We start from the raw sequence: 26,476 nt of genomic DNA on the forward strand, positions 1-26,476 counted from the left end.
TCGCGCCTGGCGCGTGCCGGCGCGTTATTTGACCGAGGGGAAACACCGAGCACAGCTGCGACGCGACGCATGAGATGGTCCGCTCGTACATCGCGCAGCCGCGTCAGACGCAGCGTCCACCATCCACTTCGAGGCACACGCCGGTGATGAATTCCGCTTCGTCGGACGCCAGATACAGGCAGGCGTTCGCGATGTCCTGCGGCGTCGAGAAGCGGCCCAGCGGAATGCCGGCGAGAAAACGCTTGCGGTTCTCCGGCGTGTCTTCGACACCCATGAATTCGGACGTAAGCGCGGTCTCGCCGATCACCGGGTTCACGCAGTTCACGCGAATCCGGTCGGGGCCGAGTTCGACGGCGAGCGTCTTGCTCGCGATGATGACCGCGCCCTTGCTGCCGTTGTACCAGACGAGCCCGGGCCGCGGCCGCACGCCGGCGGTGGAGGCAATGTTCACGAACACGCCGCCGCCCTGTTCGCGAAAGTACGGCACGAACGTCTGCACGCTCCAGTAGATGCTTTTCAGGTTCACGGCCAGGACGCGATCGAATTCGCTTTCGCTGATGTCGAGCACCGGCTTGTTACGGTGCGTGGTGCCCGCGTTGTTGACGACGATCTGTACGCTGCCGAAGTCTTCGAGTGCGGCGTCGCGCAGGTGTTGCCAGTCGGCGGCGCGCGTGACGTCGCCGGTCACCGCGATGGCCTTGCCGCCGGCGAGCGCGATTTCGCTTGCTACGCGCTCTGCCGCCGCACCGTTCAGATCGTTGACGACGACGTTCGCGCCTTCGCGCGCATAGGTTTTGGCGATGCCCTCGCCGAAGCCAGAACCGCCACCTGTGACGAGCGCCGTTTTACCTGTCAACCGCATGGGTGTCTCCTGTTTTGTGATGATGTCGCTGCGTCGCTGTACTGTGGCCAGCCGCGCTAGCCGTGGCGGATTGCGATCGTCTTCAAAGTCGTGAAGCCGTATAGCGCTTCGAAGCCTTTCTCGCGCCCGTGACCGGAGTGGCCCACGCCACCAAACGGCAACTCGACGCCGCCGCCCGCGCCATAGTTGTTGATGAACACCTGGCCGGAACGCACGCGCCGCGCCACACGAAACTGCCGCGCGCCGTCGCGCGTCCAGATGCCGGCAACGAGCCCGTACAGCGTGCCGTTGGCGAGCGCGAGCGCTTCGGCTTCGTCGGTGAAGGGAAGGGCCGCGAGCACCGGGCCGAACACTTCCTCGCGAGCGAGACGGTGCGTGGGCGGGACATCGCGCAGCAGCGTCGGCGCCTGGTAGAAGCCGCTTTCCGGCGCCTCGGCTACCACCTCACCATGAGCCGCCATCGCGATGCCGTCGTGTTGCGCATCGGACAGGAAGTCCCAGACACGTTGCTGCTGTTTTGCGTTGATCAACGGTCCGCAATCGAGATCCGCCTGCGACGGTCCGACGCGCAGCGCCTGGAACGCCGTGGCGAGCCGGTCGAGCAGTGGTTCGTAGATGCTGCGTTCGATCAGCACGCGGCTGCCCGCCGAGCAGGTTTGTCCCGCGTTCTGCACGATCGCGGAGACGAGCGCGGGCAGCGCGGCGTCGAGGTCGGCGTCGGCGAAGACGATCTGCGGCGACTTGCCGCCGAGTTCGAGCGTCACGGGCACGTGGTTTTCGGCAGCCATCTGCGTGACGAGTTTGCCGGTTTCGGGCGAGCCGGTGAACGAGATGTGATCGATGCCGGGATGGCGCGCGAGGGCCGCACCCGCTTCGTGACCGAAGCCGGTGACGATGTTCAGCGCGCCGGCCGGTAAACCGGCTTCAGCGGCGAGTTCCGCGACGCGCAGCACGGACAGGCAGGCGTCTTCGGCGGGCTTCACGACGCATGCGTTGCCCGCGGCGAGCGCCGCGCCGGCGCTGCGGCCGAAGATCTGCATCGGGTAGTTCCACGGCACGATATGACCGGTGACGCCGTGCGGCTCGCGCAGCGTCAGCACCGTGTAACCGGCCTGATAGGGGAGGGTTTCGCCGTGCAGTTTGTCGGCGGCGCCGGCGTAGAACTCGAAGTAGCGCGCCAGCGCAGCGGCGTCGGCGCGGGCTTGCCGTAGCGGCTTGCCGGTGTCGCGTGCTTCGAGTTGCGCGAGTTCCTCGTGGCGGGCGGCGACGAGCAGCGACAGCCGCTGCAGCACGCGCCCGCGCTCGGCGGCGCTGGCCGCTCCCCAGGGGCCTTCGAATGCGCGCCGGGCGGCCTGCACCGCGGCGTCGATGTCGGCCGTATTGCCGCGCGCGAGACGCGCAAACGTCTGGCCATCCGATGGATCGAGCACCGGCAGCGTCTCGCCGCCCGCGGGCGACACCCATTCGTTGCCGATGAAGTGCTTTGCTTCTTCCATGCGTGCTCCTTGCTGAAAGGCGGGCCACGGCCATTATCGCGCCGTTCGTCCGGCGGATGCCATCGGCCGATTGGCTATAATGGCGCATTCCATTGTTCCCGGCCGCGCAGCAGCACCCCTGTTCGCCGCGTCGCGTGCCTTCCTCCGAATTCCACCCTGATCTGAGAGCGCTCATGAGCTTTAGTCACGTCCCCGCAGGCAAAGACCTGCCGCAAGATTTCAACGTCATCATCGAGATTCCGGCGCAAAGCGACCCGGTGAAGTACGAGGCCGACAAGGACCTGGGCCTGCTGGTGGTCGACCGCTTCATCAGCACCGGCATGCGCTACCCGGCGAACTACGGCTTCATTCCGCAAACGCTGTCCGGCGACGGCGACCCCGTCGACGTGCTGGTGATCACGCCGTTCCCGCTGCTGGCGGGCTCCGTGGTGCGCGCCCGCGCGCTCGGTATGCTGCAGATGACCGACGAATCCGGCGTCGATGCGAAGCTGGTTGCCGTGCCGCACGACAAGGTCTGCCCGATGACGGCCAGCCTGAAGTCGCTCGACGACGTACCGCAGTACCTGAAAGACCAGATCAAGCATTTCTTCGAGCAGTACAAGGCGCTCGAGAAGGGCAAGTGGGTGAAGGTCGAGGGCTGGGCGGACATCGATGCCGCGCACAAGGAAATCACCGAAGGCGTCGCGAACTACAAGAAGTAACGTAGGGCGAATGCAGGTTGCAGGAAGCCGCTGTTGCCCGGTTTGAGCGGGCGACGGCGGCGACCGGCAAGCAGGCAATCGGGAAGGAGGCAGGCCGTCCGGCTTGCCTCTTTGTATTTGCGGGGTCGATTCACTACGCGGCCTGCCCAAAGCAGACCCGCCGCGATTGCAGTTAGACTAATCGCCATGAACAGGTGCCGTTACTGCGAAAAGATTCGTGACGAATGGGATTGCCACGGGCAGGAGTGCCGGCGGGCGATCGCCAAGGCCGTGCGCAGGCAGCAGGCGGGCCTGCCGATGGTGCCGAACATCATCCGTAACGAGATCCCACCCGGCGCATCGACTCGTGAGGTCATCACCGTTTTGTCGCGTCAGCGTTTGCGTGCTCGCCGGGGCAACGAAGAACGCCGGGACCGCAAGGAAGTCGAGGGCGGCGACGGAGATTGACGCGAAGTTTCGCAGTGCGACATCTTGATCACTTTTTTACTTGCGGTTTCGTGCATCCGCCGAATACAATCCGCCCGTCTCATTCTAAGGAGTCCCTCGTGGACGAGTGTTCCAGTAGTGGAAGTCCGATGCCGGCCTGTGCCGGCGCAACATCCGCGAGCTAGCGACCGCAGGTACACTCCTTCGCCGCTAACTCGCCCCTGGTCGGGTTAGCGCGCTTCATCACTGACTGGCTTACGCCGGTCTGTCCGTAGCACGCTCTCTCTGTTCGACTGCCTGTCGCAAGGTCTCTTGCGAGGTGCCGTCACGTCTTCACACGTCGCCCGTTTTATCGGGCTGGACGGGAGTGAGCTTATGTTCGTCAAAGCGTTTGTTGTGCCGTTTTGCATGGTGCGTCGGGTGTGTCGCGTCGCGCCGGTTCGTCCTTCCTTCACACCGGCGGCTTGCATCATTCTCGCCGCCACGCTCGTGGCGATCGCTCTGGTCGCAATGCTGTCGGCTTCCCAGGTCGGCAGTGAACTCAGTCGCGCAATGCGGCTGAGCTGGTGGTTCTCCTGAGCAGGGCGGCGCTACCGCCTTGCTGCTCCGTTGTAGCTGCTGCATCTCGCACGTCGCATCCGTCGACGAAACGCTCTTCGTGTCACACAACCTTGTCGCGACTTCTCATGAAGAAAAAACTCAAGACCACACTGCTGCAGTCCGGTGTTCCCGCTGGCCTGACTGTCCTGCTGTCGATCGGTATCGCGCCGTCGGCATTCGCGCAGACCGCATCGTCTGCTGTGCCTGGGCAGGCCGACAATTCGTCGTCCATGCAGCCTGCTGCCACTGCTGCCAGCACAGACACATCCGCAGCCGCATCGACTCCAGCCCCGACCGGATTCTGGGACCGCTCGAACCTGTTCGGCGACATGGGTGGACTACGACCGCGGCTCGGCAACTACGGCGTGACGTTCAACCTGCAGGAAACCAGCGAGTATCTGAACAACTTGTCCGGTGGCGTCAGGCGCGGTGGTGCTTATGACGGACTGACGCAGTTCAGCGTCGTCGTCGACACCGCGAAAGCGCTTGGATTGCCAGGCGGGACCTTCAACGTATCCGGCCTGCAGATACACGGCACCAACCTGACCCAGCGCAATCTGCTGACGCTACAGAGCGCGAGCGGCATCGAAGCCAACGATACGACGCGTCTGTGGGAGCTGTGGTATCAGCAGTCGCTGCTCGCGGGCAAGATCGACGTCAAGGTTGGTCAGCAGAGTCTCGACCAGGAATTCATGGTGAGCCAGTACGCGAACACTTTCATGAATGCGACCTTCGGCTGGCCCGTGCTGCCGTCGGTCGATCTGCCCGCAGGCGGGCCCGCTTATCCGCTTTCTGCGCTCGGTGCGCGTGTGCGCGTGAAGCCGTCCGATTCGTGGACCGTGCTGGCTGGTGTCTTCGACGGCAATCCCGCGGGCAGCGATGTGGGCGATCCGCAGCAACAGAACAGCCACGGCACCAACTTCAATCTGCACAACGGAGCACTTTTCATCGGCGAGATCCAGTACGCGCTTAACGCGGCGCCCGCGAATGCATCGGACCCGCAGCCGACAGGATTGCCGGGTACCTACAAATTGGGCATCTGGTACAACACGCAGCGCTTTGCAGACCAGCGCTTCGACAACACCGGTCTATCGCTTGCGAGTCCCGACAGCACGGGGATCGCGCGTAGTCATCGCGGCGACTACAGCTTCTACGCAGTCGCCGATCAGATGGTGTGGCGTCCGTCGGCTGACAGCCCGCGATCGGTTGGTGTGTTCGCGCGCATCATGGGCGCGCCGGGGGATCGCAATCCCGTCGACTTCGGCGTGAATGCGGGCGTGACGCTGAAGGCACCGTTCAATGGACGCGACAACGACGTCGCTGGACTCGCCATCGGTTATGCGCAGATCGGCTCGCATGCACGCGATCTCGCAAGCGATACCGCCGCACTTGCTACACCGGGTTATCCGTCGCGTAGTGCCGAAACGGTGATCGAGGCGACGTACCTGTATCAGGTCACGCCGTGGTGGCAGCTACAGGCCGATTTTCAGTACGCATTCCGGCCAGCCGGCGGTATTCCGAATCCGGACAATCCGGCGCAACGCGTCGGCAACGAAGCTGTGGTGGGCTTGCGGACCAACATCGTTTTCTGAGCCGAAGGTGCGCGTGAAGCATTCGCGCGCACCAGCCCGCTCAGATGTTGATCTGACCACCCAGTTCGACCACGCGATTGGCCGGCAAGCTGTAGTACTCGGCTGCCTGTGCCGCATTGCGACCGAGAAACGCGAACAGCTTCTCGCGCCAGAGCGGCATCGCCTTGCTTGCTCCGGTCGCGAGAATCGTGTCGCGCGCGAGGAAGAACGACGTATCGGCGGGCTCGTACCGCCAGTTCGGCATCTGCGTTTTCGCGAGTTCGAGTATCGCGGGGACGTTGGGAATTTCCATGAAGCCGTGGCGCACCACGAGCGAATAGCAACCGTGCCCAAGGTCTTCCACGACGACTTTGCGGTCGTTCGGAACATGCGGCACGTTGTCGGTCGTGCCGGCCAGAAAGATGTTGGTCTGATGCATCACGCCGTTGTGCTTCAGGTTGTGCAGGAACGCAGTCGGCGCCATACCCGCGACGCCTCCCGGAAACACGGCAGTACCGTTGACGCGCGGCGGCGCGTGGCTGCTGTCGCATAGCGAGCGAATCAGCCCGGGGAGCGGCAGATTATCGCTCTTCATTTTCTCGACGAGCGTTTCGCGACCCTTGTACCAGGTGGTCATGACGGTAAACAGCAGACCGCCCGCGAGCAGCGGGAACCACCCGCCATCGAGCACCTTGCCGATATTGCTCGAGACGAACACCGCATCGACGAGCGCGAGCGGACCGACGACCGCGATGGATGCGAGCGGCTTCCAGTGCCACAGGTTATGCGTGATGAAGTACATCAGCAGGGTGGTGAGCAGCATGGTCGAGGCGACGGCAATTCCGTAGGCCGCGGCCAGATTGTCGGAGGACTTGAAGAACACGACGAGAAACACGACCGCCGCATACAGCGTGATATTGATGAACGGTACATACACCTGGCCGATCTCGTGCGTCGACGTATGGACGACCGGGATACGCGGCAGGAAGCCGAGCTGGACCGCCTGCTTGGTCATCGAGAACGCGCCCGAAATCACCGCTTGCGACGCGATGATGGTGGCGGCCGTTGCCAGCAGTACGAGCGGAATCAGCGCCCAGCCCGGCGCCGATTGAAAGAACGGCTGCGCGACCGCCGCCGGTCTCTCGAGCACGAGCGCGGCCTGGCCGAAGTAGTTGAGGATCAGGCTCGGCAGGACGAGAAAGAGCCACGCGGCGCGGATCGGGCGTTTACCGAAGTGGCCCATATCGGCATACAGCGCCTCGCCGCCGGTCAGCGCGAGAAACACCGAGCCGAGCACGACGAACGCGGTGCCCGGCGCATGCGAGACAAAGGTCAACGCATAGAGCGGCGACACCGCGCGCACGATGCTCACGTGCGTGACGATATGCAGGATACCGAGCGCGGCCAGCGTCAGAAACCACACCACCATCACCGGCCCGAACACCTTGCCGACCGCACCTGTACCGCGTTTCTGGATCTTGAACAGCCCGGTCAGGATGACCAGTGAGATCGGTACGATCCACGCGGTGAGATTGGGATCGACGAGCGTCACGCCTTCGACGGCGGAGATCACCGAAATTGCCGGCGTGATCATCGAGTCGCCGTAGAACATGGCCGCACCGAATACACCCAGGGTCAGCAGCAGATGGCGTAGCCGTTGCGGCGCGACACCGGATGCGAGCGCGGTGAGCGCAAGGATGCCGCCTTCGCCCTCGTTGTCCGCGCGCATCACGAAGCTGACATATTTCAGCGTGACGACAATGATGATCGACCAGAGAATCAGCGACACGATGCCGAACACATTGGTCTGGCTAATGCCGCCCGCTGCCTTCAGGCATTCGCGCAACGTGTAGAGCGGGCTCGTGCCGATGTCGCCGAAGACCACACCGATCGCACCCAGTACGAGACCGGGTGCGGCTTGGGTGGCGGGCGTTGCGGCACGGATCGAGGAAGAGGACATAGGGCGTCGGAGGTCGGAGGTAGACGGGGGCGCCACATGAAGCGGCCTGTCGAGGCTCGAAAGCCGTTGCTATTTCAGATGCCAGATGCCCCACAGGGCGATGAGCAAGGCCAGTGCCAAACCGCCACCCAGCAGGATGTATGTTTCCATGCGAATCTGAACCTGTCGTGAATGCGCAGGCGTGCGCAGCTTATGGTGCCGCTTCGCCGCGCGAAGAATACCGCGTCGGCCACATGCTACCCGCGCTTCCTTTCAGAACCGTAGCAACCGGTTCCGCGACCCATCACGTCGTCTTGTTGCCGCGCAACTTGAATCCCGGCAGTGTGCGCGCGTCGGGGCTCCATGCGAGATGGACGCCTTGCTCGACGGCTGCGTTGAACTGGAATTCGTTCGTCCACATCGGAATGCGCGTCCGGTAGAACGCTGCCCACTGGAACTCCGCAAAAGGCGCCGGCGTCTTGATGTAACCGCCGGCGTCGCGCACGAAGGCCGCGAGGCTGCGATACGGGTCGTCGGTGAGATCCACCACCTTGTCGGGAATCGCCGACAGCGCGCGCAGGATGCCGCGCTCGTCGTAAGGGTGTACCCAGCTTCGTTCGATGAGCGTGTCCCAGAAGCGGTCGGTGGACAGCGACGACAGGTCCTTCACGACTGCCGCGTACACCTCCGTGATGCCCGCATCCCATAGCGCACGCGCCAGGTGATGATGATCGATCACGTAGTGCAGGTCGCGCTTGCCGATCACAGTCGGAATCGGTGCGCTGCGCATGAATGCCTGCAGTTTCCTTGCATCCATCGCGGCGAGGCGTTTGTGCTTTGCGTTGACTTCGAGCATGCCGACTGTTGCCTGCAACGGCCGCAACTGGTCGATGTGAATAGTGAGTTTTTTTGCCATGGGTCAGTGCCTCCCTCGCTACGTTGTCGTTGTGCCCGGGCCGCACCGCCGGTGCCCGAGGTGTTTTTAGTGTAGCCGACGGATGTCGATCCATCGAAGGGAAAAGCGTTTAGTGCGCGAACCTTTCAAACCTTGTCGCTTGCCGACGTTGCGTCGGTTTCTTCCGGTGCAGGGGTGGGTAGTACCGATTCGAGCGTACGTGTGCCCGCAGCGAGCGCACGTTTTTCCGTGGCGGTGAGTTGCTTGACCCGGTACTCGGCGCGCAATGCGCTCGAGCGGTCGGCGAGGGCGAACGAGGCGAGTACGCGCAGCGGTTTGCGCGAGCGCGTATAGCGTGCGCCGGTACCGTTGACGTGTTTGTCGAAACGCGCGTCGACATCGGTGGCGATGCCGGTATAGATGCTGCCGTCCGCGCATTCGATCAGGTACAGGAACCACGGCATGGAGCGAAGGGATCGGTTGCGTTGCGCAGGAGTGTCGCACAAAAAAGCGGCCCGGCATGTTGCGCTATCGATAACGATCGCGTCATGCCGGGCCGCTGCATCACGTCACTTCACTTCACGTTACACCGGCGACGGGTTGCGTTCTTCGAAGCCGCGTTGATGCCAGTACGGATACGGCAGCGCCAGGTTGCTTGCCTTGTCGAGTTGCGCGATCTGTTCAGCCGTGAGCGACCAGCCGAGGCTGCCGAGGTTTTCGCGGAACTGCGCTTCATCGCGCGCACCGACGATCACGTTCGCCACAGTCGGTCGTTGCAGCAGCCAGTTCAGTGCGATCTGCGGGATGCTCTTGCCGGTTTCTTTCGCAACGGCGTCGAGTGCATCGACAACCTGGTACACGTATTCGTCGGAAACCGGCGGTCCGGAGTCTGCCGTTTTGTGCAGACGGCTTGTCGCCGGCAGCGGGCTGCCGCGCCGGATCTTGCCGGTCAGCCGTCCCCAGCCGAGCGGGCTCCAGACGATCGTCGACACGCCTTGATCGAGGCCGAGCGGCATCAACTCATGTTCGAAGTCGCGGCCGATCAGCGAGTAGTACGCCTGGTTCGCCGAGTGACGCACGAGCCCTTCGCGGTCCGAGGCGGAGAGCGATTTCATCAAATGCCAGCCGGAAAAATTCGAGCAACCGACTACGCGTATCTTGCCCGCGCGCACGAAGTCGTCGAGCGTACGCAGCGTTTCTTCGACGCTCGTCAGCGCATCGAAGCCGTGCAACTGATACACATCGATGTAGTCGGTGCCGAGCCGCTTCAGGCTGTTGTTGATCGACTCGGTGAGATGGTGGCGGGTCGAGCCGACGTCGTTCGGGCCGTCGCCGAGCCGGAACGTGCCTTTGGTCGAGATGATGACCTGCGAACGGCGTCCGGCGATCGCCTTGCCCAGAATGGTTTCGGCGAGACCGTCCGAGTAGATGTCGGCGCTGTCGAACATCGACACGCCCGCGTCGAGCGCGATATCGACGAGCTTGCGCGCGCCGTCGGCATCGGTTGAGCCCCACGCCTTGAAAAAATCGTTGCCACCGCCGAAGGTGCCGGTGCCGAGACTCAGTACCGGGACCTTGAAGCCGCTTTGTCCAAGCAGGCGATATTCCATGTTGACTCCTTCGAACAAAAGATGAGGTTGCCCGTGTTGCGGGCGGGGTGTCGAACCGGGGAGCGGCGCCGCTGCAGGCTATCGCGCGGCGCCTCGGCTGTATGTGGCTCGCATGAGCGGCCGTCGCCGTCGCTTTTTATGATATCGCTCATCCGTGGACGTTGCTGTGAGCGTGGCAATGCGTTGCTCGGGCTCGTGACGTCAGCTTCTAAACGGATTGTGTTCGCGCAGCTCGTCGACGTATGCGTGAATATTCGTCGTCTCGCTGTCGAGAAACCGCGCCACCGCATCCGCGAACGCCGGATGCGCGAGCCAGTGCGCGGAATGCGTGACGGTGGGCAGAAATCCGCGCGCCATCTTGTGCTCGCCTTGCGCACCGCCTTCGAACGTTGAAAGTTTTTCCTCGATGCAGAATTCGAGCGGCTGGTAGTACGCGGTTTCGAAGTGCAGACACGGCACGTGTTCGAGCGCGCCCCAGTAGCGGCCATACAACGTGCCGCCGGTCGCGCTGTTGGTCACGTCATCGCGCTGATAGACGACCAGCGAGCTCGCGATCGGTTTGCCTTCGAATTCGGCGAGCACGAGCATCAGGTTCTCGGGCATCGTCGCACCGATCGTGCGGAAGAAGTTCAGATTCAGATACGGGCTCGAAAAGTGCTCGCTGTACGTCTGCCGATAGCACTTGCTAAAAAAACGCCAGTCCTCGTCGGTGATGTCTTCGCCGCGCACGCGCCGCATCGCGACGCCCGCTTCGTGCACCTTGCGTCGCTCGGCGCGAATGTTCTTGCGCTTCTTCTGTTCGAGCGTCGAGAGGAACTCGTCGAAGTCGCGATAACCGTCATTGAGCCAGTGAAACTGCACGCCTTCGCGGCGCATCATGCCGAGCTCGGCGAGCACGTTAGCTTCGTCGGCGGTCGGGAACAGCACATGCAGCGACGACACGTCCGCCTGTTCCGCGAACGCAAGCAGTGTCGCGGCGAGGTGACGGCGCGCGTGTTCGTCGGTGGCGAGTAGACGCGTGCCCTGAACCGGCGTGAACGGCACGCCGCACAGCAGCTTCGGGTAGTACTCGATGCCGTTGCGTTTGTACGCATCGGCCCACGCCCAGTCGAACACATACTCGCCGTACGAATGCCTTTTCGCGTAGACCGGTGCGGCCGCCGCAAGCTTGCCGGTGCGCGGGTCGGTCAGCGTGACGAACTGCGGCGCCCAGCCGGTCTCGGCCACCGCGCATTGCGTCGCGTGCAGCGCGCTCAGGAATTCGTGGCGCAAAAACGGCGTAGGTTGAGCCTGCCGGGCGAGGAGGGCGTTCCACTCGGCTGCGTCGATCTCCGACGGCGATGCCAGAATGCCCGTGCGATAATCAAAACGTTCCTGATTCAATCTGTGTGATTGTTCCGGTCTGCCCGGCGCATCGCAGTTGGCGGCGCGCCGTTCGTTGTTCTGGTGTTTGATCCGTTTCTGTCCATCTTGCCGAGCCACTGAAGCCGTTGCAGCCGGCAAGCCGCACGGCTTGCCACTATCCCGCCATGAAGACCCGAATCGCTCTTGCCCAACTCAATGTCACCGTCGGCGATTTCGCCGGCAATGTCGCGAAGATCGTCGCCGCGGCACGCGCAGCGCACAACGATGGTGCGAAGCTGCTAATTGCCCCGGAGCTCGCGCTCTCCGGCTATCCGCCCGAAGACCTGTTGCTGCGTCCCGCGTTTTACGCGGCGAGTGCCGCGGCGCTCGCCGATCTCGCCGCACAGCTGGAGCCGTTCAAGGGCCTGCATGTGGTGGTCGGGCATCCGCATCGCGACACGGGGCTCGGCCATGGTAATGCAAACGCGCCGATCGAGCGCGGACTGCCGCCGGTCGACACCTTCAACGCCGCTTCGCTGATCGTCGACGGCAAGGTGGCCGGCACCTATCTGAAGCAGGATCTGCCGAATACCGAGGTCTTCGACGAGAAACGTTACTTCGCATCGAGCCCAAAGCCGTTCGTGTTCGAACTCGACGGCGTGAAGTACGGCATCGTGATCTGCGAGGACGTGTGGCATGCCTCGGCGGCGCAGCTTGCGAAAGCGGCCGGCGCCCAGGTGCTGCTGATTCCAAACGGCTCGCCGTATCACCTGAACAAGGAGGCGGTGCGCATTGACATCCTGCGTGCGCGGATTCGCGAGACCGGCCTGCCGATGATCTACGTGAACATGGTCGGCGCACAGGACGAACTGGTATTCGACGGCGGATCGTTCGTGCTCGATGCGCAGGGCGAACTGGTGGCGAAGATGGCGCAGTTCGAGGAAGGTCATGCGATCGTCGAGTTCGACGGCGCGACGCCTGTGCGTGCCGCGGTCGCGCCCGAGCAGTCGCTCGAAGCGCAGGTGTATGCGGCGCTCGTCCTGGGCGTGCGCGACTACATCAACAAGAACGGCTTTCCGGGCGCGTTGATCGGCCTGTCGGGCGGTGTCGATTCCGCGCTGGTGCTGGCGGTGGCCTGCGATGCGCTCGGTCCCGACCGAGTGCGCGCCGTGATGATGCCGTCGCGCTACACAGCGGATATTTCCACGACCGATGCCGCCGAAATGGCACGCCGTGTCGGTGTGCGCTACGACGAGATCGCGATTGCGCCGATGTTCGACGCGTTTCGCACGTCGCTTGCCGGCGAGTTCGCTGGGCGCGTCGAAGATGCCACTGAAGAAAACATTCAGGCGCGCATCCGCGGCACGCTGCTGATGGCGCTGTCGAACAAGTTCGGCTCGATCGTGCTGACCACCGGCAACAAGAGCGAGATGGCAGTCGGTTATTGCACGCTGTACGGCGACATGGCTGGCGGCTTCGCGGTGCTCAAGGACATCGCGAAGACACTGGTGTACCGGCTGTGCCGCTATCGCAATGCGGCGACCTCGTTCGCGACGCGCGACGTGATTCCCGAGCGCATCCTGACACGCGCGCCGTCGGCGGAGCTGCGCGACAACCAGACCGACCAGGACAGCTTGCCGCCGTACGAAGTGCTCGATGCGATCATGCGTATGTATATGGAAGAGGACCGGTCGCTGGCGGAAATCGTCGCGGCCGGTTTTGCCGTCGACGACGTGAAGCGCGTCACGCGTCTGATCAAGATCAACGAATACAAGCGTCGCCAGGCGCCGATCGGTATTCGCGTGACGCATCGCGCGTTTGGGCGCGACTGGCGCTATCCGATCACATCGCGCTATACGGAGCCTACCGAGTAACGCCGTAGCCAACGCCGCAGCGCGTTTCCGGTGCGCAGGCAACGCGCCCGGTGCGGCGTAGAATCGGCAGCATCCCTAGTTCTGTTTTTCGACACCGAAAGAGGCACGCCATGAAACGCATCACTGCAGTCATCAAACCATTCAAGCTCGACGAAGTGCGTGAGGCGCTTGCGGAAGTCGGTCTGACGGGGCTGACGGTTACCGAGGTCAAAGGCTTCGGTCGTCAGAAGGGCCACACCGAGCTGTATCGCGGCGCGGAATACGTGGTCGACTTCCTGCCGAAAGTGAAGATCGAGGTCGTGGTGGCGAACGACCAGTGCGATCAGGTGATCGACGCGATCATCGGCGCGGCGCGTACCGGCAAGATCGGCGACGGCAAGATCTTCGTGGCCGAAGTCGAACGCGTGATCCGCATCCGCACCGGCGAAGAAAACGAAGCAGCCGTTTGAACACGGTGTTTCGCAGACGGTGATGGTCCGGCATTGCACCGCACCGGTGCGTGCGATGTGCGTGGCCCAGAAATAAAAAACGGTGCGATCCCCTTGACGGACATCGCACCGATACGCGCCTCTCGCAGCAGCGTGAAAACGTTTCTACATCTGTTCTGTCAGCAGCGTCCGATTAGAACGAGTGCTGGATACCTGCGTACACGCCGGTCTGGCTCTTGCCCGGCAGCGGGTTTTCGTTGTAACCGGCCGCGGTGTTGCCACCATTGCCCGGGTTGTTGGCATCAAGACCGAAGTTAGCGTTCTTGCTGTTACGCACCGACGCGACCTGGATGTCCAGCAGCGTGCGCTTGGACAGGTTGTACGAACCGCCAACCGTGTAGATCGTCGCGTTGCCAGCACCATTGTTGGCGTTCACGTGATACACGGCTGCGATCAGTGCAGCGGCCGGCGTGGCTTGCCACGTTACGCCGCCCCATGCCTGGTTGGTCGTCGTCGGCGTGCCGAACGGTACGTTCGTTTCACCAGACGTGCGGACCACCTGGTAGACGCCCTGCACCTTGAACTGACCGAGGAACACGTTCACGCCGGCGAAGTATTCACGGCCGAAGGCGAACGGGCCGGCCGGGCTGCCTGCCGTCGGGTCGCCGAGGCTACCGGTCGTTGCGTTGCGGATTTCGTCGTACAGGCCACGAATCTGGAACAGCGAGTTCGTGTAGGTAATCTGCAGACCGTCCTGACGACCTTGGGCAGCGCCATTGCCACCGTTCCAGCTCGTCGAGTTCGACAGCGAGTACTGGCCGTACACGTCAAAGCCACCGAACTTCGGCGACTGGTACGACACGTTATTGCTCGATTGCGTCCAGTTACGGCCGCGTACCAGCGATGCCGACGACCAGTTCGACTGGCCAAACGGATCGAAGTCCCACACGCCGTTGGCGATGAAGAGTTCACGACCGAGGAGCAGGGTACCGAACTGGTCGTTCGCTACACCAACCGTTGCCCAACGATTGAAGATACCGTTGTTGCCCGGGCCTTGACCGTTCATCGTGTTGAAGCTGCCTTCCAACTGGAACAGCACCTTGTTGCCGCCACCGATGTCTTCAACGCCCTTCATCCCCCACAGGCTCGTACCCCAGTCGCCGCTCTCGGCTCTGAAACGGCTGGTGGATCCGGTGTAGCTACTGTTCGGAAGGCCGCTGATGTATTCGAGACCAGCGTCGAGGCGTCCATACAACGTCACGCTACTCTGTGCCTGTGCCGCTACGCCGATCGTCAGCAGCGAAGCCGCGAGCAATACTTTCTTCATCTTCTCCTCCATACCCTGTCAAAAAGTAAACCCAGTTACTGCAAGAGTGTCCGGACGCGCGAACGCCGAACAGAAATCTTGTTTTGGGGAGATTCGCGGACGGGTCGGACGCGATGGGGGACGAGCAGCCGCGCGGGCTGTCTATTCGTCTTTCCGATCCCTCGCGACCGGTATCTCCTGTGTGGTTTGAAGTGAAACTACTTTTAATGAACTTTGTTTTGCTACTTTGGTTACTAATTTAGCAAAAATAGCCTGGCGTGGGCGAAGAAATTAGAACCCCTCCGAACAATTGTCGCCAAATTGCAATACTGTCATGCGCAGCGGCACTAAACAGACCCCCTGTTTATCCTGAAAACCCTTGTCCAGTAAGGGAAACACGGATCGGCGCAAGCAATCCTAAGGATTGCCACTATTGACGCTGAAAATCGTCGGGAGTAATGCGTTTAGTGCGGAATTTTGCGCACATTGCGGGATTCGGAGGCTCGAAATGTGTAACCGGCCCACCAATAAGAAAGGCGCTGTAAGCGCCTTGTAAAACTACTTTAACTACATTCGCGGTCTGGGACGCGCAATTGCCGGGGTTATTTAAGACTGCCGGCGAGAAACTGTCGAAGGCGCTCGCTTTTCGTCCGGCCAAATACCTCGTCCGGCGCGCCTTCTTCCTCGACCCGCCCCTGGTGCAGGAACATCACATGGTTCGACACGTTGCGCGCGAACGCCATTTCGTGCGTGACGACGATCATCGTGCGGCCTTCCTCGGCGAGCGTCTGCATCACCTTCAGCACTTCGCCGACCAGTTCGGGATCGAGCGCGGAGGTCGGCTCGTCGAACAGCATCACGTCCGGATGCATCGCGAGCGCCCGTGCGATCGCCACGCGCTGCTGCTGGCCGCCCGACAGATGCGACGGATACTGCTTCTCCACACGCGGCGCGAGACCCACCTTTTCCAGGTAGGTGCGCGCACGGTCTTCCGCTTCCTTGCGCGACAGGCCGAGCACGTGCCGCGGCGCCTCGATGACGTTTTCCAGCACGTTCATGTGCGCCCACAGGTTGAAGTGCTGGAACACCATCGCAAGCTTGGTGCGCACGCGCTGCAACTGCTTGTGATCGGCCACGCGCAGCGCGCCGTGCTTGTCTTTCGCGGTGCGCACTTCCTCGTTGTCGACGAAGATGCGGCCCGCGTTCGGTTGTTCGAGAAAATTGATGCAGCGAAGCATCGTGCTCTTGCCCGAGCCTGACGAGCCGATCACGCTGATCACATCGCCGCGGTTCGCCCGCAGCGACACGCCCTTGAGCACTTCGTTGTCGCCGTACTGCTTGTGCAGGTTATCGATGAAAAGCTTTTGCGTCGGGGTACTCATTGACTCATTTCCCTTGCGGCCGCAGATAGGCGAGCCAGCGGTGTTCAGCGCGCCGGAACAGGCCGACGAGCGTGAACGAAATAGCGAGGTACAGCAATGCGGCAATGCCGAAGGCACCGAACGATTGATACGTGGCGGAGTTCACGTCGCGCGCGATCTTGAGGATGTCCGGCACGGTCGCGGTGAATGCCACGGTCGTTGCGTGCAGCATCAGGATCACTTCGTTGCTGTAGTAGGGCAGCGCGCGGCGCAGCGCGGACGGCAGGATCACGCGCCGGTACAGCGTGAACGACGACATGCCGTAGGCGCGAGCCGCCTCGATCTCGCCGTACGGCGTGGCCCGGATCGCACCGGCGAAGATTTCGGTGGTGTAGGCGCAGGTATTCAGCGTGAAGGCGAGCAGCGTGCAGTGCATGCCGTCGCGAAAGAACGCGTTGGTCAGTTCGTGATTGCGGATCACTTCGAGGCTGTAGAGGCCGGTATAGCAGAGCAGTAGCTGTACATACAGCGGCGTACCGCGGAACACATAGGTATAGAGCCACACCAGCCGCGACAGCCACTTCTTCTTCGACACGCGTGCAACCGAGAGCGGAATCGACAGGCAGAAACCCAGTCCGATCGACACGGCAAGCAGCCACAGCGTGATGGCGACGCCGGTAAACCGATAGCCGTCGGTGTACAGATAGTTGCGCCAGTACTCCTGAAACAGCTCGATCATAGGTCCGCCTTGCGTACGCCGGAGGAGTAGCGCTTTTCGAGGTACATCAGCACGAAGTTCGACACCGTCGTAATGCCCAGATAGATCGCACCCGCGAGCAGGGTGAAGAAGAAGAACCGCAGCGTGCCCTTGCCGGCATCCTGCGAGGCCTTCACGACGTCGGCGAGACCGATGATCGACACCAGCGCGGTCGCCTTCACCATCACCTGCCAGTTGTTGCCGATGCCGGGCAGCGCGAAGCGCATCATCTGCGGGAACATGATCCGCGAGAACACCTGCCAGCCGCTCATCCCGTAGGCTGAGCCGGCCTCCAGCTGGCCGCGCGGAACCGCGAGAAACGCGCCGCGGAAGGTTTCGGTGAAGTACGCGCCGTAGATGAAGCCGAGCACCGCGACGCCCGCGACGAACGGATCGATATCGATCTGATCCCAGCCGAGCAGGTCGGTCAGGTTGTTGAGCCAGATCTGGATGCTGTAGAACAGCAGCAGCATCAGCACGAGATCGGGCACGCCGCGGATCAGCGTCGTATACAGCGTGCCGACGCCGTAGGTCAGCCGGTTCTTCGACAGCTTCGCCGCTGCGCCGAGCAGGCCGAGCAGGAAGGCGAAGGCAAGCGACAAGACCGCCAGCTTGACGGTTTGCCACGTGCCGGAGAGGATCAGCGGGCCATAGCCTTGAAGAAACATAAAGGTCCCTGACGGTGCGCCGTTGCGCCCCGCGAAAGACGCGGCTACCAGTGGGCGCGTACCGCGGAGTCCCGATGAACTCCTGCGATGCGCGCGCTACGGCGTGCCGCTGTGCAAATCATGACTGTCTTGCCGTTGCCGGCCCGACAGCGCGTTTTCCGACTGACTACGATTGCTTTTGACTGCGTGTGATCCGCGTTTGACCCGCGTTTGCCCGTTAGCGCCTGTAGTCTAGGCGGCCAAAAATGCGCCGCCGCTTCGATCTCGTTTCGATCTTTCAAACGCTGCGTTTCCTCGCGCCGCCCGGTGGACAGGGCTGTGCGGGGAGGTGTCTCGATGCGGACCACCGGAAAAGCGCGGTATTTTACCCGAACGGACAGGGTGCGCCAGTCGGGTACACCAGCACGGGTAGCAGGAAAAATCGCTGTCGCTTGCTGCACGACGCCGCGTCCGCGGCCGCGCCACGACGCAGATTGGGTGGATTTACGGAACGATCCGGTGCAGCGACGCGGGTTGTGTGAGGGGCATGTCGGCCATACATTGTTCCCATCGCACACTAATGACGGGAGATCGCCATGATCGAGATTTGCCGCTCCGCCGAGCGAGGCCATGCAAACCACGGCTGGCTCGACTCGTACCACAGCTTTTCGTTTGCCGATTACTACGACGAAGCGCATACGCACTACGGGCCGCTACGCGTGATCAACGAGGACCGCATTGCGGGCGGCCAGGGTTTCGGCGCGCATGGCCATCGCGACATGGAAATCGTGACGTACGTGCTGGACGGTGCGCTGTCGCATCGCGACAGCATGGGCAACGGCTCGACCATTCGTCACGGCGATGTCCAGCGCATGAGCGCCGGCACCGGTGTCAAACACAGCGAGTTCAATGCGTCGAAGGAAGCGCCGCTGCATCTGCTGCAGATCTGGGTCATGCCGAAGCGGGTCGGCGACCAGCCGGGCTACGAGGAAAAGCGCTTCGAGGATGCCGAGAAGCGCGGCCGTCTGCGTGTCGTCGCTTCGCCGGATGGGCGCGATGGGTCGGTGACGATCCATGCGGATGCATCGATCCACGCGGGGCTGTTCGACGGCGCGGAAGAATGGCAGTTCGCCCTGCCGGCGGGGCGGCGCGCATACGTGCATGTCGCGCGGGGTGCGGTGAGCGTGAACGGCAGCGCGCTACAGGCCGGCGACGCAGCGATGATCGAGGGTGTGGACAGCGTCACGCTCACGAACGGCGAAGCGGCTGAAGTGCTGCTGTTCGATCTCGCCTGACGGGAGTGGCAACCAGTCTGCCGCGGTTGCTGTAGTCGTTGCAGATAGAAACCGAAGCGCCAACAAAAGCAGAAGCAGAAACGCCACGCGATGCATCACCGCGTGGCGTTTTCTTTATGCACAGCGACCGCACTTACGGTTTGAGGCCTATCGCCCCCGACGCGCCGCCATGCTGTTCCCAGCGTTCGTGCATCTTTTCGCGGCGGGCCGCCATCTTCGCGAAGTGCTGTTTCAGCGCTGTGCTGACGATGGTCTTCTGCTGATCGTTCAGGCCGTTGTAGAAGTTCAGCCAGGCCGTCGTGGTCTGTTCGCGCAGTTGCGCGTTCTGCTGTTCGACACGCTGGTGTGCGTCATGCAGCGCGTTCAGGTCAAGAATGGGCTGCTGTTGCAGCGCCTCGAACTGCTGCTTCATCTGCTGATGATTCGCACGTGCTGCGCTGCGATTCTGCTTCATCGTGTCGAGCGCGGCCTGCCATTGCTTTTCCTGGTCGGCATTCAGGTTCAGCTGGCTGTGCAACTGGTTCAGCTGCTTCTCGAACTGACCGTGGTGCCAGCCCGGGCCGCCCCCGGGGGCGTCGGATTGTCCTGCGGCGTAGGCAATGCCGACGCCAAGCGCGAGCGAGGCGGCAGCAACGGCGAGGAAGCGCGTGGGTTTGACGGACATTCTGTTGGACATCGAGGTGCTCCTTATGATGAACTAGCCGGCGATGCGGCAGACACGGAAACAGCGTCGCCGCATCCGGTAATGCACAGCGTAGAGGGGCGCTCGATGCGTCGTGTTACGCCGCATACCGCGGGTGTTACGCGACATTACGCGCGCCTTTCGCGGTAACACCCGGTAACCCTTTGACGACCGGCGGGGGCCGAAACGGCTGGTCTGGCGCGTTAAACTTCGCCCCATGACTACTCAAATCCTTGTCGTCGACGACGACGTCGAACTGCGCGACCTGCTGCGCGACTACCTTGCCCGCCAGGGGATCGAGGTTTCGGTGCTGCACGATGCCGGCTCGCTCGAACGCCGGCTCGAACGCGAGCGTCCCGATCTGATCGTGCTCGACCTGATGATGCCAGGCGTCGACGGGCTGACCGCGCTGCGCAAGCTGCGCGCGGCCGGCGACGATATCCCCGTGATCATGCTGACCGCCCGTGCGGACGATGTGGACCGCATCGTCGGTCTCGAACTCGGCGCGGACGACTACCTCGGCAAGCCGTTCAACCCGCGCGAACTGCTGGCTCGCGTGCAGGCGGTGCTGCGGCGGCGCCGTACGCTGCCGTCGGCGGCGGCGCCGGAGCAGCGCGAACCGTTTTCGTTCGGCCGCTTCACGCTCGATTTCCAGTCGCGCACGCTGCATCAGGAAGGCCGGCCACTCACGCTCTCGGGCAGTGAATTCGCGCTACTGAAGATCTTCGTCAACCACCCCATGCGCACGCTCACGCGCGAGCGCCTGCTCGAACTGCTGCACGGCCCGGAATACGACGGCACCGATCGGGGCATCGACGTGCAGGTGTGGCGTCTGCGGCGCATCCTCGAAACCGACCCGTCGGTTCCGCGCTTCATTCAGACGGTCCGCGGGCGCGGCTACGTATTCGTGCCTGACGGCGAGCAACATGCGCCGTCCCATTGATACGCTGTTCGGACGACTGACGTTCCTGGTCGTCGGCGTGCTGCTGATATCGCATTTCGCGGGCTATGTGCTGTTTCGCCTCGAGCGCAACCAGTTTCAGAATCGCTACGCAGTAGAAGAAGCGGTGTTCCTCGTCGACGCCGTGCGCCAGCACGTCGTGCACGATCCCGATCAGCCGTTGCCGTCGCGGGTGCGGCTGGTCGATCCCAGCAGCGACGCTGTGCCACCGGATAACCCGAATCTGCCGGCGTCGCTGCGCCGTTTCGTCGACGATGTGCGCGACCGGGTGCCGAACACGACCCAGGTGCGCATCGGCACGCCGGGCAAGCCACCCACGCTGTGGGTGCGCGCAGCCACCGATCCCAACTGGATAGTCGTACCGGTCCAGCCGTTGCGACCGCCGCGCTCGTTCGACCGGATGGTGTTGTGGCTCACGATCATCTTTTCCGCCGGCGTGATGGCGGCCTTGCTGGCCGCCTGGCAGTTGCAGCAGCCGTTGCGCTCGCTGGCGCAGGCCGTCGCGCGCTTCGGCCGCGGTCTGCCGGTGCCGCCGCTACCGGAGCGCGGCCCGCGCGAACTGCGGCAACTCACGCATGGTTTCAACCAGATGGTTCAGGAAGTCGCGCGCACCGAGAACGACCGAGCGGTCATGCTCGCGGGCGTGGCGCATGACCTGAAGACGCCGCTCGCGCGGCTGCGGTTGCGCGCCGAGATGATGGACGAAGCGAAGGCGCGCGACGGCGTCGTGCGCGACGTCGATTCGATGACCCATATCGTCGAGCAGTTTCTCGTGTTCGCGCATGACGGCGCGGATCGCAGCGAAGCGGTCGAGGTCGATGCGCAATGCGACCGGATCGTGCGTAGCTATCGCGCCGTGGCGGCCGGCGCGCCGGCGGTGCAGAGCGATCTGGCGGCGGGCGAAGGCTTCCGGCTGCCGGCCGCGACGCTCGACCGGATTCTGTCGAACCTGCTCGACAACGCACATGCGTACGGCGCGCCGCCGATCGTCGTGGCGACCGCACGCGTCGCAGGTGGCTTCGCGCTATCGGTCAGCGACAACGGCAAGGGCATCGCCGCCCAGGACCTGCTCAACGCGAGCCGGCCGTTCGTGCGGCTCGATCCGGCGCGAGGCGGCAACGGCCATAGCGGGCTCGGTCTCGCGATCGTCGAAAGGCTGGTGCGCCGGGCGGGCGGCGAATGGGAAATCGGCAATCACGACGGCAGCGGCCTGCGCGTGCTGATGACGTTCCCGGACGAAGTCATGCCCAAGGTGGCCGCAGTCGCGCAGAGCGCCTGGTAGGCGCGGCGCCTGTTTTCGTCCATTCGGTCTACTCAGTGAAGAGCGTGTTGAGCGCGGCAGCGGCTTCGCTGTCTACCGTGTTCCACGTCACCGTTTCCGCTTCGAAGATGTAATGCGTCGTGTATTTGCCGAGGCGCGCGAGAATTTCCTCCTGGATCAGTTCCGGCGCCACATCCAGCTTCAGATACCACGCGGTCGACGACAGGCGGGTCTGGAATGCGCCGTATTCGGCCAGCAGATGGTCGAACGCATCGGCGTCCTGATCGCGGCAGACGATGACCAGATTTCCCTTCATGCAAACCTCCCGGTAGAGCAGTAACGAATCAACCTTCTGACGAAAGTCGCGAAGGGTGATCATACCTGCCTGGTCCGCAACCGTTGAAGTCGCAACGAGTCGATCCTCTGCGAGAGGTCGCACCCGCCTGGCCGCCTGCGTCAGGTCACCAGGCGGTCACGGCGGCGCGCGCGGGCGGTGCCGTATCGCCGGCACGCACCGCTTCGCTGCGGTCGCGGCCACCCGACTTCGCCGCGTAAAGCGCATGGTCCGCGCGGCTCATCAGGCGCTCTGCGGGATCGTCGGGGCCGAGTTCGGTGATACCGATGCTCACGCTCAGTTTGACCGGTGCAGGTAGCGTCGCGCTCGGCGCGTTCCTGAACCGGATACGCAGCCGCTCGACGGTTTCGAAGCCCGCCGCGAGCGCGGTGGCGGGCAGCAGGATGCCGAATTCCTCACCGCCCAGCCGGCCGATCGCATCGCCGTCGCGCAACTCGATCCGGCAGGTGCCGACGAAGTGCTCGAGCGCCCGGTCGCCGGCGGCGTGGCCGAAGCGGTCGTTGATCTGCTTGAAATGATCGAGATCGGCGATGGCCATGCATAGCGGCTCGCCGGCGTGTCGCGCGCGTTCGATCTCGTGGCGCAGCAAGTCGAGGAAGTAGCGGCGCGACAGCGCGCCGGTCAGTGCGTCATGGCGCGCCTCGGCGGAGAGCAGCGTATTGGCCGATTGCAATTGCTCGGCGAGATGGCGCGTCGCGCTGTGGTGGCGGCGCTCGCGCAGGTATGACAGCGTGAGAACGCAAAGCAGTGCGGCGCCGCCGGCGAGCGTGACGAACACCAGCAGACGGTCGCGCCGGTGCGTGTACAGGAGCTCCGGCCACGCGGCGACCGGATCGACGATATGCGAGGCGAGCTTCGAGTTCAGGCCGTCGCGTACCTCGTATAGCGCGGGCGACTGGTGCACGGGTGTCTGGAAGAACTGTCCGGCGAGCGCGTTTGGTACCCACGGTGCATCGTCGCGCAACTGGCTGACGGGCCGAATACTCAGGTCCGCAAAATGATCCCGTCGATACAGCTCGCTGCGTTCGGCGGCACTCATCTGCGTTGCACGCGAACCTGGCAGTGCGTGGTTTTCGAGCGCGTTGTCGTGAGCCATGATGATCACGCCGTTGCCGTCCGTGACGAAGGTGCCCGGGTGCGCGACCCAGTGCCGCAATCTCGCGATGCCCACCCGCGCGACGACTGCGCCGACCAGTGCGCCGTCGTTGTAAACCGGCACGGCGATGAAGATGCCGGGCTCGCGGTGCCGCGGACTCACCCCGTAAATCTCCTCGAAGGCGCCCAGTAACGCGTTCGTCAGCCAGGCGTGCGAGCGCATGTCAATACCGACCAGCGAGCGCGGTGCGTTCGCGTTACTCGATGCGACGCACAGGCCGTTGGCATTGACGAGCCAGATGATGTCGAGTCCGGAGTAGCCCTGAGCGTCCTTCAGGAACCGGCTGATGGCGGCCAGCGCGGGTTGTTTGAGCAGCGTGTCGCGTTGCGGCGATTCCGCGCCGGCGCCGTTCGCGGCATAATTCCGCGACTGCGCGAGCGCGTGCTGGATCGTGTCGAGTTCGGCCATCGTCGCCGGGACGGCGCGAAACATCGCGAGGTCGCTGGCGATGACCTGGGCCATGTTGTCGACCACCGATGCGGACATCTGCCGCTGCGTGCGTACCGCGGCATTCAGTTCTTGCTGTACCATCCGGTCCGCGGCCAGGCCGGCCGCGAACCAGCAGACGAACGCGATCAGCAGAAGGCTGACGGGTCCGGCTGCCGCACGCAAGTTTGTCCTGTTCATCGACCCTCTGGTCCGTCGATTTTGTCTGGATGCCGCGAGGTCGTTTGGCGCGGCGGTTCGATTTTAACCGCCGGAGGTACGCGCAGATGTGTGCCCGCGCGCACGTACGCCGGCAGGTTCATCACGGTTGAGCGAGGGGTCGCCCGAACCTGTGGGGCTGCGGGGGTGTGGCTCGTATGCGACGTTCGGACGATAGACGAGCGAAGCGGCGGAAGATTCAACCGTCCGTTTGCCGCGAAAGGTTGTGCCTGAAACACAGGTTGTAGTAGTGTCGTGCCGTCCAAAACAAGGAAAGCTCGCCGGTTTCTTTCAGAACACATCTGTTGTAACGGATGCGTTCTTCGTGCGGCAGGTGCCGGTGCAGTTCGCCGCGCCGGTTGCCACGCCCGGCCACTGCGTCTTAACGCCAACGAATTACCGCGCACAAGCGTCCAGTCATGTCTGATTTCCGCTTTCCGGACCTATCCTTCCCCTGCCACCCGCGCTGGACGCGGCTTTCCATAGTCTGCACGGCGGCCCCGAGCCCGGCTCGCCGCTACCGGGAGGGCATCTGATGGACTTCAGTTTCAATCTGAGTCGCACCGCCAATGCGTCCGCATGGCGAGTCTTGCCCAACCGCTGGGACTTCGTCGCGTTCCCGCTGATCATCTGCCTGATCGCGATGGCGGCGATCGGCTTTCATGAATCGATGGCGCCGATATCGACGCTGAAAACCCAGGTCATCTCGCTCGATCCGACCAATCTGCCCGAGTACGCGATGCGCACGACGCTGCGCATGCTCGCCGCGATGGTTGCTTCGCTGACCTTCACACTGGTTTACGGCACGCTTGCGGCGAAGAGCCGGCGCGCCGGTCTCGTGCTGGTGCCGATTCTCGACATCCTGCAGTCGGTGCCGGTACTCGGCTACATTTCGTTTACGGTGACCTTCTTTCTGGCGCTGTTCCCGGGCCGTGTGCTCGGCGCCGAACTCGCGGCGATCTTCGCGATCTTCACGAGCCAGGCCTGGAACATGACGTTCAGCTTCTATCAGTCGCTGCGCACCGTGCCGCGCGATCTCGACGAAGTGTCGCGCGGTTTCCATCTGACGTCGTGGCAGCGTTTCTGGAAGCTCGAAGTCCCGTTCTCGATGCCCGGTCTCATCTGGAACATGATGATGTCGATGTCGGGCGGCTGGTTCTTCGTCGTTGCATCGGAAGCGATCACGGTCGGCAACAACACGATCACGCTGCCGGGCATCGGCGCGTTTCTCGCGCAGGCGATCTCCGAGAAGAACCTGCATGCGATCGGCTGGGTCATCCTGGCGATGACCATCGTGATTCTTGCTTACGATCAACTGCTGTTCCGCCCGCTCGTCGCATGGGCCGACAAGTTCCGCATGGAAAACACGAGTTCGGGCGATGCGCCGGAGTCGTGGCTGCTCGACCTGATCCGCCGCACGCGGCTGATTCACCGTCTGCTCGTGCCGCTCGGCTGGTTGTTCGCGAACGCGGCACGTGTGCCGCTGCGTCTGCCGTCGTTCGACCGCGCGCGCTTCGCGATTCCGCAGCGGCAGAAATCGTCGCGCGTCGGCGACATCGTGTGGGCGATCTTCGTGATCCTGCTGACGGTGTACGTCGTGTATCGCGTGATCGAATATGTGAGCACCGGCGTGTCGCTCGGTGAAGTCGGACACGTAATCGTGCTCGGGCTCATCACGTTGCTGCGGGTGGCGCTGCTGATCGCGCTGTCGTCGGTGATCTGGGTACCGCTCGGCGTGCTGATCGGGCTGCGTCCGGCGCTCGCCGAGAAGATCCAGCCGCTGGCGCAGTTTCTGGCCGCGTTCCCGGCAAACCTGCTGTTCCCGGTATTCGTGATCGTGATCGTGCGTTTTCACCTGAACCCGGACATCTGGCTGTCGCCGCTGATCGTGCTCGGCACCCAGTGGTATATCCTTTTCAACGTGATTGCAGGCGCGAGTTCCTATCCGAACGACTATCGCGAGGTGGCGTCCAACTTCCGCATTCGCGGCTGGCAATGGTGGCGCCAGGTGATGTTGCCGGGCATCTTCCCGTACTACGTGACCGGTGCGATCACGGCGTCGGGCGGCGCGTGGAACGCCAGCATCGTGGCCGAATACGTGCAGTGGGGCGATACCCGGCTCTCGGCACACGGCCTCGGCTCGTATATCGCGCAAACCACGGCCGCTGGCGATTTCCCGAAGATCATCCTCGGCATCGCCGTGATGTCGCTGTTCGTGACCTTGTTCAACCGCCTGCTGTGGCGTCCGATGTACGCCTATGCTGAATCCAAGCTTCGGCTCGACTGACCGCTTCATTAAGGCCA

The 26,476-nt window shown here is 63.2% G+C and carries 24 protein-coding genes; 10 read left to right on the forward strand and 14 right to left on the reverse strand.

Annotated features, from left to right (window positions below; genetic code table 11):
• Positions 1–103: 103 nt before the first annotated feature.
• Positions 104–862: an SDR family oxidoreductase gene (locus FNZ07_RS18875; protein ID WP_091018669.1), complete on the reverse strand. Its 759-nt coding sequence runs from the start codon at positions 860–862 to the stop codon at positions 104–106.
• Between the two features lie 56 nt (positions 863–918).
• Entirely contained in the window at positions 919–2,358 is a 1,440-nt protein-coding gene (locus FNZ07_RS18880; RefSeq protein WP_091018666.1) for an aldehyde dehydrogenase family protein, read from the reverse strand.
• A gap of 173 nt (positions 2,359–2,531) precedes the next feature.
• On the opposite strand from FNZ07_RS18880, the gene ppa reads away from it, so the two are divergent.
• The 4 genes from ppa to FNZ07_RS18900 all read left to right on the forward strand — a co-directional run bounded on the left by ppa (position 2,532) and on the right by FNZ07_RS18900 (position 5,677).
• Complete coding sequence (gene ppa, locus FNZ07_RS18885) at positions 2,532–3,059, forward strand: inorganic diphosphatase (RefSeq protein ID WP_091018664.1); 528 nt, start codon at positions 2,532–2,534, stop codon at positions 3,057–3,059.
• A 186-nt stretch (positions 3,060–3,245) separates the two neighbouring features.
• A complete protein-coding gene (locus FNZ07_RS18890) occupies positions 3,246–3,506 on the forward strand; it encodes a hypothetical protein (protein ID WP_091018662.1) in 261 nt (86 codons plus the stop codon).
• A gap of 354 nt (positions 3,507–3,860) precedes the next feature.
• The gene (locus FNZ07_RS18895; RefSeq protein WP_091018660.1) at positions 3,861–4,064 is read left to right on the forward strand and encodes a hypothetical protein; all 204 of its coding nucleotides are present in this window, start codon (positions 3,861–3,863) and stop codon (positions 4,062–4,064) included.
• Between the two features lie 107 nt (positions 4,065–4,171).
• Positions 4,172–5,677: a carbohydrate porin gene (locus tag FNZ07_RS18900; protein ID WP_091018658.1), complete on the forward strand. Its 1,506-nt coding sequence runs from the start codon at positions 4,172–4,174 to the stop codon at positions 5,675–5,677.
• A gap of 40 nt (positions 5,678–5,717) precedes the next feature.
• Here FNZ07_RS18900 and FNZ07_RS18905 read toward each other — a convergent pair whose 3' ends face one another.
• The 5 genes from FNZ07_RS18905 to FNZ07_RS18925 all read right to left on the reverse strand — a co-directional run bounded on the left by FNZ07_RS18905 (position 5,718) and on the right by FNZ07_RS18925 (position 11,483).
• Positions 5,718–7,616, reverse strand: a complete 1,899-nt coding sequence (locus tag FNZ07_RS18905; protein WP_091018656.1) for a potassium transporter Kup — start codon at positions 7,614–7,616, stop codon at positions 5,718–5,720.
• A gap of 283 nt (positions 7,617–7,899) precedes the next feature.
• Entirely contained in the window at positions 7,900–8,511 is a 612-nt protein-coding gene (locus FNZ07_RS18910; protein ID WP_091018653.1) for a ParB-like protein, read from the reverse strand.
• A gap of 125 nt (positions 8,512–8,636) precedes the next feature.
• Positions 8,637–8,954, reverse strand: a complete 318-nt coding sequence (locus FNZ07_RS18915; RefSeq protein WP_091018650.1) for a GIY-YIG nuclease family protein — start codon at positions 8,952–8,954, stop codon at positions 8,637–8,639.
• A gap of 120 nt (positions 8,955–9,074) precedes the next feature.
• A complete protein-coding gene (locus FNZ07_RS18920) occupies positions 9,075–10,100 on the reverse strand; it encodes an aldo/keto reductase (protein WP_091018647.1) in 1,026 nt (341 codons plus the stop codon).
• 201 nt (positions 10,101–10,301) lie between these two features.
• On the reverse strand, positions 10,302–11,483 hold the full coding sequence (locus FNZ07_RS18925; protein ID WP_091018645.1) for a GNAT family N-acetyltransferase: 1,182 nt from the start codon (positions 11,481–11,483) through the stop codon (positions 10,302–10,304).
• A 146-nt stretch (positions 11,484–11,629) separates the two neighbouring features.
• Between FNZ07_RS18925 and FNZ07_RS18930 the strand changes: the two genes are divergently transcribed.
• Together FNZ07_RS18930 and glnK are read left to right on the forward strand one after the other, a co-directional pair.
• On the forward strand, positions 11,630–13,318 hold the full coding sequence (locus FNZ07_RS18930) for an NAD+ synthase (RefSeq protein WP_091018643.1): 1,689 nt from the start codon (positions 11,630–11,632) through the stop codon (positions 13,316–13,318).
• A gap of 110 nt (positions 13,319–13,428) precedes the next feature.
• Positions 13,429–13,767, forward strand: coding sequence for a P-II family nitrogen regulator (gene glnK / locus FNZ07_RS18935; protein WP_074265470.1), 339 nt, complete (start codon positions 13,429–13,431; stop codon positions 13,765–13,767).
• Positions 13,768–13,939: 172 nt separating this feature from the next.
• Here glnK and FNZ07_RS18940 read toward each other — a convergent pair whose 3' ends face one another.
• The 4 genes from FNZ07_RS18940 to FNZ07_RS18955 all read right to left on the reverse strand — a co-directional run bounded on the left by FNZ07_RS18940 (position 13,940) and on the right by FNZ07_RS18955 (position 17,838).
• Positions 13,940–15,073 (reverse strand): porin, encoded by a 1,134-nt coding sequence (locus tag FNZ07_RS18940; protein ID WP_091018641.1) that lies wholly within the window; start codon positions 15,071–15,073, stop codon positions 13,940–13,942.
• 581 nt (positions 15,074–15,654) lie between these two features.
• On the reverse strand, positions 15,655–16,434 hold the full coding sequence (locus FNZ07_RS18945) for an ABC transporter ATP-binding protein (RefSeq protein WP_091018639.1): 780 nt from the start codon (positions 16,432–16,434) through the stop codon (positions 15,655–15,657).
• Between the two features lie 4 nt (positions 16,435–16,438).
• A complete protein-coding gene (locus tag FNZ07_RS18950) occupies positions 16,439–17,152 on the reverse strand; it encodes an ABC transporter permease (RefSeq protein WP_091018637.1) in 714 nt (237 codons plus the stop codon).
• Positions 17,149–17,838, reverse strand: a complete 690-nt coding sequence (locus tag FNZ07_RS18955; protein WP_091018634.1) for an ABC transporter permease — start codon at positions 17,836–17,838, stop codon at positions 17,149–17,151. Before FNZ07_RS18955 ends, FNZ07_RS18950 begins: the two co-directional genes overlap by 4 nt.
• 575 nt (positions 17,839–18,413) lie before the next feature.
• Between FNZ07_RS18955 and FNZ07_RS18960 the strand changes: the two genes are divergently transcribed.
• Positions 18,414–19,112, forward strand: coding sequence for a pirin family protein (locus tag FNZ07_RS18960; RefSeq protein WP_091018631.1), 699 nt, complete (start codon positions 18,414–18,416; stop codon positions 19,110–19,112).
• Between the two features lie 133 nt (positions 19,113–19,245).
• On the opposite strand, the gene FNZ07_RS18965 is transcribed toward FNZ07_RS18960, so the two are convergent.
• Entirely contained in the window at positions 19,246–19,788 is a 543-nt protein-coding gene (locus FNZ07_RS18965) for a periplasmic heavy metal sensor (protein ID WP_407670709.1), read from the reverse strand.
• 223 nt (positions 19,789–20,011) lie between these two features.
• Between FNZ07_RS18965 and FNZ07_RS18970 the strand changes: the two genes are divergently transcribed.
• Together FNZ07_RS18970 and FNZ07_RS18975 are read left to right on the forward strand one after the other, a co-directional pair.
• Positions 20,012–20,737, forward strand: a complete 726-nt coding sequence (locus tag FNZ07_RS18970; RefSeq protein WP_091018628.1) for a response regulator — start codon at positions 20,012–20,014, stop codon at positions 20,735–20,737.
• Complete coding sequence (locus FNZ07_RS18975) at positions 20,721–22,037, forward strand: ATP-binding protein (RefSeq protein ID WP_091018626.1); 1,317 nt, start codon at positions 20,721–20,723, stop codon at positions 22,035–22,037. The genes FNZ07_RS18970 and FNZ07_RS18975 overlap by 17 nt, the downstream gene beginning before the upstream one ends.
• Positions 22,038–22,065: 28 nt before the next feature.
• Here the strand turns inward: FNZ07_RS18975 and FNZ07_RS18980 are convergent, their stop codons facing one another.
• Positions 22,066–22,332, reverse strand: coding sequence for a double-stranded DNA-specific endonuclease (locus FNZ07_RS18980; protein ID WP_091018721.1), 267 nt, complete (start codon positions 22,330–22,332; stop codon positions 22,066–22,068).
• A 145-nt stretch (positions 22,333–22,477) separates the two neighbouring features.
• Entirely contained in the window at positions 22,478–24,154 is a 1,677-nt protein-coding gene (locus FNZ07_RS18985) for a GGDEF domain-containing protein (protein WP_091018623.1), read from the reverse strand.
• A gap of 553 nt (positions 24,155–24,707) precedes the next feature.
• On the opposite strand from FNZ07_RS18985, the gene FNZ07_RS18990 reads away from it, so the two are divergent.
• Entirely contained in the window at positions 24,708–26,459 is a 1,752-nt protein-coding gene (locus FNZ07_RS18990; protein ID WP_091018621.1) for an ABC transporter permease, read from the forward strand.
• The last annotated feature ends 17 nt before the right edge of the window (positions 26,460–26,476 follow it).

It is taken from the genome of Paraburkholderia megapolitana (assembly GCF_007556815.1).
Classification (GTDB): Bacteria; Pseudomonadota; Gammaproteobacteria; order Burkholderiales; family Burkholderiaceae; genus Paraburkholderia; species Paraburkholderia megapolitana.

Coding starts and splice junctions, on each gene's coding strand:
- FNZ07_RS18875 (WP_091018669.1), bottom strand. CDS start 862: ATGCGGTTGACAGGTAAAACGGCGCTCGTCACAGGTGGCGGTTCTGGC.
- FNZ07_RS18880 (WP_091018666.1), bottom strand. CDS start 2,358: ATGGAAGAAGCAAAGCACTTCATCGGCAACGAATGGGTGTCGCCCGCG.
- ppa (WP_091018664.1), top strand. CDS start 2,532: ATGAGCTTTAGTCACGTCCCCGCAGGCAAAGACCTGCCGCAAGATTTC.
- FNZ07_RS18890 (WP_091018662.1), top strand. CDS start 3,246: ATGAACAGGTGCCGTTACTGCGAAAAGATTCGTGACGAATGGGATTGC.
- FNZ07_RS18895 (WP_091018660.1), top strand. CDS start 3,861: ATGTTCGTCAAAGCGTTTGTTGTGCCGTTTTGCATGGTGCGTCGGGTG.
- FNZ07_RS18900 (WP_091018658.1), top strand. CDS start 4,172: ATGAAGAAAAAACTCAAGACCACACTGCTGCAGTCCGGTGTTCCCGCT.
- FNZ07_RS18905 (WP_091018656.1), bottom strand. CDS start 7,616: ATGTCCTCTTCCTCGATCCGTGCCGCAACGCCCGCCACCCAAGCCGCA.
- FNZ07_RS18910 (WP_091018653.1), bottom strand. CDS start 8,511: ATGGCAAAAAAACTCACTATTCACATCGACCAGTTGCGGCCGTTGCAG.
- FNZ07_RS18915 (WP_091018650.1), bottom strand. CDS start 8,954: ATGCCGTGGTTCCTGTACCTGATCGAATGCGCGGACGGCAGCATCTAT.
- FNZ07_RS18920 (WP_091018647.1), bottom strand. CDS start 10,100: ATGGAATATCGCCTGCTTGGACAAAGCGGCTTCAAGGTCCCGGTACTG.
- FNZ07_RS18930 (WP_091018643.1), top strand. CDS start 11,630: ATGAAGACCCGAATCGCTCTTGCCCAACTCAATGTCACCGTCGGCGAT.
- glnK (WP_074265470.1), top strand. CDS start 13,429: ATGAAACGCATCACTGCAGTCATCAAACCATTCAAGCTCGACGAAGTG.
- FNZ07_RS18940 (WP_091018641.1), bottom strand. CDS start 15,073: ATGAAGAAAGTATTGCTCGCGGCTTCGCTGCTGACGATCGGCGTAGCG.
- FNZ07_RS18945 (WP_091018639.1), bottom strand. CDS start 16,434: ATGAGTACCCCGACGCAAAAGCTTTTCATCGATAACCTGCACAAGCAG.
- FNZ07_RS18950 (WP_091018637.1), bottom strand. CDS start 17,152: ATGATCGAGCTGTTTCAGGAGTACTGGCGCAACTATCTGTACACCGAC.
- FNZ07_RS18955 (WP_091018634.1), bottom strand. CDS start 17,838: ATGTTTCTTCAAGGCTATGGCCCGCTGATCCTCTCCGGCACGTGGCAA.
- FNZ07_RS18960 (WP_091018631.1), top strand. CDS start 18,414: ATGATCGAGATTTGCCGCTCCGCCGAGCGAGGCCATGCAAACCACGGC.
- FNZ07_RS18965 (WP_407670709.1), bottom strand. CDS start 19,788: ATGTCCAACAGAATGTCCGTCAAACCCACGCGCTTCCTCGCCGTTGCT.
- FNZ07_RS18970 (WP_091018628.1), top strand. CDS start 20,012: ATGACTACTCAAATCCTTGTCGTCGACGACGACGTCGAACTGCGCGAC.
- FNZ07_RS18975 (WP_091018626.1), top strand. CDS start 20,721: ATGCGCCGTCCCATTGATACGCTGTTCGGACGACTGACGTTCCTGGTC.
- FNZ07_RS18980 (WP_091018721.1), bottom strand. CDS start 22,332: ATGAAGGGAAATCTGGTCATCGTCTGCCGCGATCAGGACGCCGATGCG.
- FNZ07_RS18985 (WP_091018623.1), bottom strand. CDS start 24,154: ATGAACAGGACAAACTTGCGTGCGGCAGCCGGACCCGTCAGCCTTCTG.
- FNZ07_RS18990 (WP_091018621.1), top strand. CDS start 24,708: ATGGACTTCAGTTTCAATCTGAGTCGCACCGCCAATGCGTCCGCATGG.